At 65.5% G+C, this 7,452-nt stretch carries 4 protein-coding genes and 1 pseudogene; 1 reads left to right on the forward strand and 4 read right to left on the reverse strand.

Annotated elements, in window-relative coordinates:
* Positions 1 to 674, reverse strand: a 674-nt coding sequence (locus VGC77_RS15035) for a respiratory chain complex I subunit 1 family protein (RefSeq protein WP_331172367.1), incomplete at its 3' end; no start/stop codon positions are given.
* A complete protein-coding gene (hyfB, locus tag VGC77_RS15040; protein WP_331172369.1) occupies positions 665 to 2,677 on the reverse strand; it encodes a hydrogenase 4 subunit B in 2,013 nt (670 codons plus the stop codon). The genes VGC77_RS15035 and hyfB, both read right to left, overlap by 10 nt.
* Positions 2,678 to 3,191: 514 nt before the next feature.
* On the opposite strand from hyfB, the pseudogene VGC77_RS15045 reads away from it, so the two are divergent.
* A pseudogene (locus tag VGC77_RS15045) lies at positions 3,192 to 3,913 on the forward strand (GntR family transcriptional regulator).
* A gap of 472 nt (positions 3,914 to 4,385) precedes the next feature.
* Here the strand turns inward: VGC77_RS15045 and VGC77_RS15050 are convergent.
* Both VGC77_RS15050 and VGC77_RS15055 read right to left on the reverse strand, forming a co-directional pair.
* Positions 4,386 to 5,060 carry a dienelactone hydrolase family protein gene (locus VGC77_RS15050; protein ID WP_331172368.1) on the reverse strand — a complete coding sequence of 225 codons (675 nt, stop codon included), beginning with the start codon at positions 5,058 to 5,060 and terminating at the stop codon, positions 4,386 to 4,388.
* Positions 5,061 to 5,367: 307 nt separating this feature from the next.
* Positions 5,368 to 7,443, reverse strand: a complete 2,076-nt coding sequence (locus tag VGC77_RS15055; protein WP_331172370.1) for a cytochrome c1 — start codon at positions 7,441 to 7,443, stop codon at positions 5,368 to 5,370.
* Positions 7,444 to 7,452 lie beyond the last annotated feature (9 nt).

Consider the following 7,452-nt stretch of genomic DNA (forward strand, 5'->3'; position numbering starts at 1 on the left):
GCCAGGTGCCGCCCGGAATATTCCAGGATCATCGCCTCGTGCACCATGGTCAGTTCGAGGTGGGTTGCGGGATTGTCGACCGGGATGCGGGCGTTTTCCGCCAGCGCCACGATCACCAGCGCGATCATCGCCATGCCGAGCGAGACCCGCAGGCCGACCTGCGAGGAGGCGATGAAGTTGGCCACCGTGGAGAGCTGCGTCGAGCCCGCCACCAGCGCCACGCAGAACACGATCAACAGCATCGCCGGCTCGGCGAGGGCTGCGATCATCACCTCGCGCGACGAGCCGAGCCCGCCGAACGCGGTGCCGATATCCATGCCGGCCAGCGCTAGAAAGAACCGCGCGGTGCCGAGCAAGGCCACGATCACGATCAGGTCCGCGGTCCAGTTGAACAGCAAGCCGGTGGCGAAGGTCGGCACCAGCGCCGCCGCCACCCAGATCGCCGCGAAGGTGAGATAGGGTGTGGCGCGGAACAGCCAGGAGGCGTTGTCGGCCAGCACCACTTCCTTGCGCAACAGCCGCAGCAGGTCGCGATAGGGTTGCAGGATCGACGGCCCCTTGCGGCGCATCAGCCGCGCCTTGACCTTGCGGATGAAGCCGGTGAGCAGGGGCGCCAGCAGGAACACCAAGAGCATCTGGATGCCCTGCACCAGGATGTCGGAGATCACGACCATATCGCCAGCACCAGCAGCAGCGTGACCAGGGTGGCAAACACCAGGCTGAGATAGCCGCGGATCGTCAACAGCTGCCAGCGGTCGAGCCGGATCGCGGCCTCATCCACCGCGCCGGCGATCCGGCCGTACAGCCCTTCCCACACCAGGTCGTGAATCTCGACCGAGAACCGCGCAGGCTTGACGCTGCCGGGCGGCGGCATCTCGACATGCTCGCGGGCGGCGAACAGCATGGTGCCGAACACCCGGCGCAGCGGCTGCGCGAAACTGTCCGGCGAATATTGCGCCTGCGGCACCGCGTCGGAGAAGCCGCAACCCCAGGCCGGACCGCGGCGCACCGCATGCGAGGAAAACCACCGGATCGCCAGATAGCCGAGCGACGCCGAGATCGCGATGAACACCAGCACCAGCAGGCCATTATAGGAGCCGCGGCGTTCGGCGATCGGAACGATCGACAGCCACGGCAAGTGCGATTGCAGGGCGAGGCGACTGTCGATGATCTGCTGCGTCACCGGCCCCAGCGCATCCATCACCAGGCCGGGGAAGATCCCGGCAAGCAGGCACAGCGCCGCCAGGATCACCATCGCCGCGAGCGAAAAGCGGTCGACCTCCCGGGCATTCGCCGCCGCCTCGCTGCGCGGCCGGCTGAGGAAGCTGACGCCATAGGCTTTGACGAAACACGCTGCCGCCAAGGCCGCCGCCAACGCCAGCAGTGCGCCGATCGCCGGCACCATGATCTTCAGCCCCCATTGCGGCAGCGTCGGACTTTGCAGCACCGCCTGAAACATCAGCCATTCCGAGACGAAGCCGTTGAACGGCGGCAGCGCCGCAATCGCGACGCAGCCGATCAGAAACACCACGCTGGTCACCGGCATGCGATGAATCAGACCGCCGAGCCTGTCCATGTCGCGGGCGCCGGTCGACACCAGCACGGCACCGGCGCCGAAGAACAACAGGCTCTTGAACAGCGAATGGTTGAAGACGTGGAACAGCGCCGCGGTGAAGGCCAATGACGCCGCCAGCGTCTGGCCGTTGGCCTGGAACGCCAGCGCCAGGCCAAGGCAGACGAAGATGATGCCGATGTTCTCGATCGTCGAATAGGCCAATAGCCGCTTCAGGTCTTTTTCCAGTAGCGCGTAGAGAATCCCCATCACCGCGGTGACGCCGCCGAGCGACAGCACCAGCACGCTGGCGGTCCAGTTCGGCGGACCGAGCAGATCGAACACCACGCGGATGAAGCCATAGACCGCGACCTTGGTCATCACCCCGCTCATTAAGGCCGAGACGTGACTCGGCGCCGCCGGATGCGCCAGCGGCAGCCAGACATGCAGCGGCACCAGGCCGGCCTTGGAGCCGGCGCCGAGCAGCATCAGGATTAACACCAGCGTCGCGGCAGCCGGCGAATGCTCGGCGGCGCGGATCGCGGCGAAACCGTAATCGCCGGCCGGCCCGGCGAGAAAGCCGAACGCCAACAGCAACGCCAGCGTGCCGAAGCTCGCCATCAACAGATAGACATAGCCGGCGCGGGCGTTGCCGGGCGCGCGATGATGCGCCATCACCAGCGCCCAGGACGCCAGCGACATGAACTCCCAACACAGCAGATAGGAGAAGGCGTCGTCGGCCAGCACCACCAGATTCATCCCGGCGAGAAACGCCGGAAAGAACGGCAGCACCCGCTGCGGCGCGGACTCGTGCCGGCCATAGCCGAGTGCATAGAGGCTGGCGACGGCGCCGCCGAGATTGACCACGGCGAGGAAGAACGCCGCCAGCGGGTCGAGCCGCAGATGCGCGCCGAGCCACGGCAGCCCGATCGGCAGCACGATCTCGTCGGCGCCCGAGCCTGAGAGCAGCCAGCGCAGCGCGCCGCTTAGCGCCAGCGTGCAGATGATCAAGCTGGCGCCATAGACCAGCGCGGTGGCGGCCTTGGCGCGATGCAGCGTCACCGCAAGCACGGCGAGGACCAGCAGGGCCGCAACGCACACGAGTTGCGCGGCCACCGCGGCGATCACCGGCGCGTCCTCGCGGCGCGCCGCACCCGGCGGCAGCCCGGACCGCGCGATGGCCCAGCACCGTCGTTCAGCCATGACGGCGCAGGCGCGTCAGACATCGTCGTTACGAAGCAGATCATGATGCATTTAACATGATATATGATCTATTAAACATCTTTGGCGCCGAGAGGCGACTCCAATTTTCGCACCATCGCATCTTCCGGCGCGGATTTCTTGCGCTGGCGCAACTGTGCAGCCGCCTGGGTTCCAACGCAGTTCAAAGAACAGCCTCCGAGGTGAGATTGCAGCCGGATGAAGCGCGCAGGCCATCTTGGATGCAATTCGACCAGCCGAATCCGGTGATGCGCCGCCGACGCCCGGCAAATTCGCGGCCGATCAGGCGGTTAGGCGATTGTCGGACCGACGTTAACGGTTGGCATGATGTTTGCGAATGATTCTCCAACCGCAAGCTGCCCGTGGCCTTGGAGAGCGTCCTCATGAGGCGTCGCGACATCCTCAGACCCGGGTCCGCATCTGCCGCCGGCGTGAGGCGCCTGGTTGGCGACCGCGCCTCACCGGCCATCAGCGCGGCCGATCGCACCCCCGCCCTCGTCAAGCTCACGCGTGCCGAAGAGCTGCGACGGCAACTCGCCGACGACATCGTGCGCGGCGCGCTGCCGCCCGGATCGTCGCTGGACGAGACCGAGATCGCGCTGCGCTTCAAGGTGTCGCGCACCACCGGTGCGCGAGGCGCTGCGCCAGCTCGCCGCCTCCGGCCTCGTCGAATCCCGCGCGCATCGCGGCGCGGTGGTGGCGCAGCCCTCGCTGGCGCGGCTCGGCGGGATGTTCGAAGCGATGGCCGAGCTGGAAGCGCTGTGCGCCGGTTTCGCCGCCGAGCGGATGCCGCCGGCCGACCGCCAGGCGCTGCAAGCCACCCATGAAGACTTGCGGCTGATCAGCCAGGCCGGCGATCCGGATCGTTTCAACGAGGTCAATGAACGGTTTCACAATGCGATTTATGCCGGCGCGCAGAACGACTACATCGCCGAGATGACGCTGGCGACAAGGGGGCGGGTGCAGCCGTTCCGCCGCGCCCAGTTCCGCAATCTCGGCCGGCTGGCGAAATCGCACGCCGAGCACGAGCGCATCGTCGTGGCGATTCTGCGCGGCGACCGGATCGGCGCCGCCGCGGCGATGCGCGCCCATATCGAATTGGCGCGCGAGGAATACCAACTCTACGCCGTATCGGTGTAGCGCCGCGCCATCGGCTTACGATGGCGCGGCGCCGTGCATTGGAGCGGGATAACGCTTCTTCGAAACGTCATTCCGCTCGCAATGGTGATCGGCTCATGATCCGTAACGACCACCTGGAGCCGCTGTCCGGATCTGGCGTTACGACTTTCGCGGTCGGCGGATTCGGGTCGGCTGCTCACACAGCAACGCGGTCGAACAGTCGTCCTCGGATTCGCCATCGCCCAGTGCCGCGCCGCAATGGCGGCAGGCACGGACTTTCATCGCCGCGCCGGATCTGCGCAACTGGTAGCCGATGAAGTCGACGACATTCTGCGCGGGCGTTGTTACTTTCTCAACCATGGCTGTCCTCGCTCTTAAGGCAGCTTTATCGCAGCAACAGTTCTGTCAATTGTTCAGTCGAACGCTCAAATTTTACCCTTGCAAACAACGGTTCTGTCGCACGCGATGCGGGTGCTACACGCGTGCGATGCAACTATCCGAGATGGTTGTGGAAGAAATCCGCGGCGCGGCCCCACGCCAGCTCGGCGGCCTCGCGATCGTGCACCGCGGCGCGCTGTTCGTTGACGAAGGCGTGGTCGGCCTCGTAGCGAAAGAATTCCGCGGTGTTGCCCGCGGCCTTCAACGCGCTTTCGAAGGCATCGACCAGCGCCGGCGTGCACCAATCGTCGCGCGTGGCGAAGTGACCCTGCAGCGGAATCTTCACCTCGCTGGGTTTCGCCGCCTGCTCCGGCGGAATGCCGTAGAACGCCACCGCCGCGCCGAGTTCGGGAATCTTGCAGGCGCCGATGATCGCCACCGCACCGCCCATGCAGAAGCCGGTGAGACCGACCTTGGCGCCGTTGCGGCCGAGATACTGCACCGCGCCGCGCACGGTCTGCGTGGTGGCTTCGATGAAATCCAGCGAGCTCATTTCTCTGTTGGCGGCGTCGGTGTCGTGATACGGCACCACCACGCCATCGTAGAGATCGGGCGCCAGCGCGTCGAAGCCGGCCAGCGCGAAGCGGTCGGTGAGACCCTTGATCTGCTCCGACAGCCCCCACCATTCCTGGATCACCACCACGCCCGGGGCATTGCCCTGCGCGGCGTTGGCGAGATAGCCGCGGGCCTCCTTGCCGTCGGGACGCTTGAAGGTGATGCTGGTGCCCATGGGATCCTCCGGACTGTGTCGCTGACTGATTTCCGCCGATTTTGACCGCTGCCGGCGCCGGACGCAATCGTCGCGAATGCGGTGCGTCATTGCGGGCCGAGGTCGGCGCGGTGCGCCGAGCGAAACATTGGGGTGCGTAAAGCGCCCGCGGAATGCCCGCTGCATTTCAACGGGTCGTCCCTGCGGAGGGGCCCTGCTCGGTCGCTGCTATCCGATGCGAAGCTGACATCAAGTCAAATCGCAATGCCGGATTTCACCCAACAAAAAAGCCCCCGCAGGGGCTTTTCCGTTTCGATGCGGCGGCGGCCTAGTGGGCGTCGGCCCAGATCCGCTGCTTGGTGAAGTACAACAGGCCGGAGAGGATCAAGAGGAAGATCATCACCTGCAGACCGAGCCGCTTGCGCGCCTCCAGATGCGGTTCCGCAGCCCACATCAGGAACGCGGCGACGTCGTTGGCATATTGCGCCAGCGTCTGCGGCGAACCGTCGTCGAACGACACCTGACCGTCCGACAAGGGCGGCGGCATCTTGATCGAGTGGCCCGGGAAGAACTTGTTGTAGTAGGAGCCCTCCGGCAGCGTGAAGTCGGCCGGCGGGGTGTCTTCGAAGCCCTGCAGCAGCGAGGCGATGTAGTTCGGGCCCTGCTCCTGGAATTGGGTGAAGAAGTCGAACACGAACTGCGGGAAGCCGCGCTCATAGGAGCGCGCCTTGGCCATCAGCGACAGGTCGGGCGGAGCCTGACCGCCATTGGCGGCGCGCGCGGCCATCTCGTTCGGGAACGGCGACACGAAGCGGTCGGCGATCCGGCCGGGGCGGTCGAACATGTCGCCGGCGTCGTTCGGGCCATCCTTGACGGTGGCTTCGGCGGCGACCGCGGTGGCCTGCTCCAGCGTGAACGACGGACCACCCGGATCGGCGAGGTTGCGGTAGGCCAACAGCTTCAGCGAGTGGCAGGCCGAGCAGACCTCCTTGTAGATCTTGAAGCCGCGTTGCAGCTGCGCCCGGTCATACTTGCCGAACGGGCCAGCGAACGACCATTGCTGCGAGGCCGGGATGTTCTCTTCGGTCGCAGCGCTGGCGTTCTGCATGCCGCCCATCACCAGCGCGCCGGCCAATCCGACCACCACGGCGATCGATGCCGCGGTCTTGACCAGGCCGTTGCCGGATTTCGCCAGCACGTCGTCGGCGATCGAGTTCGGAACCGGCAAGGTCTGCTCCATCCGCGACAACAGCGGCAGCACGATCAGGAAGTAGGCGAAATAGGCCGCCGTCAGCACCCGCGCCAGGACGGTGTAGATGCCTTCCGCCGGCTTGCCGCCGAGCCAGCCGAGCAGGATGCAGACCACCACGAAGGCCCAGAAGAACCGCTTGCCGAGCGGCCGATAGCGCGACGAACGCACCTTCATGCTGTCCAGCCAGGGCAGGAACAACAGCACGATGATGGCGCCGAACATCGCCACCACGCCGGCGAGCTTGTTCGGGATCGAGCGCAGGATCGCGTAGAACGGCAGGTAGTACCATTCCGGCACGATGTGCGGCGGGGTCACGCCGGGATTGGCCTGAACGTAGTTTTCGGCGTCGCCGAGATAGTTCGGCATGTAGAAGATGAACCAGGCGAAGAACAGCAGGAAGCAGGACATCCCGAACGCATCCTTCATGGTCGCGTAGGGGGTGAACGGCACGGTGTCCTTCTCGGTCTTCGGCTCGACGCCGGCCGGGTTGTTCTGGCCGGCGACGTGCAGCGCCCAGACGTGCAGCACGACCACGCCGGCGATCAGGAACGGCAGCAGATAGTGCAGCGAGTAGAACCGATTCAGCGTCGGGTTGCCGACCGAATAGCCGCCCCACAGCAGCGTCACGATGCTGTCGCCGACCAGCGGGATCGCCGAGAACAGGTTGGTGATGACGGTGGCGCCCCAGAAGCTCATCTGGCCCCACGGCAGCACGTAGCCCATGAAACCCGTCGCCATCATCAAGAGGTAGATGATCACGCCGAGGATCCACAGCACCTCGCGCGGCTCCTTGTACGACCCGTAATACAGGCCGCGGAACATGTGGATGTAGACGGCGATGAAGAACATCGACGCGCCGGCGGCGTGGGTGTTGCGCAGCAACCAGCCGTAATTGACGTCGCGAACCAGCGCCTCGACGGAGGTGAAGGCGAAGTCGACATGCGGCGTGTAGTGCATCGCCAGCACCACGCCGGTGATGATCTGGATCACCAGCATCATCGACAGGATGGCGCCGAACGTCCACCAATAGTTCAGGTTGCGCGGCGTCGGATAGGCCACGAACGAGGAATGAACGAGGCCCACGATCGGCAGGCGGTCTTCCAGCCACTTCATGATGCCGGGTTGTGGCTGATAGGTCGAAGGTCCACTCATTGGTGCGAT

The sequence above is a fragment of the Rhodopseudomonas sp. genome (assembly GCF_036404135.1).
Lineage (GTDB): Bacteria > Pseudomonadota > Alphaproteobacteria > Rhizobiales > Xanthobacteraceae > Rhodopseudomonas_A.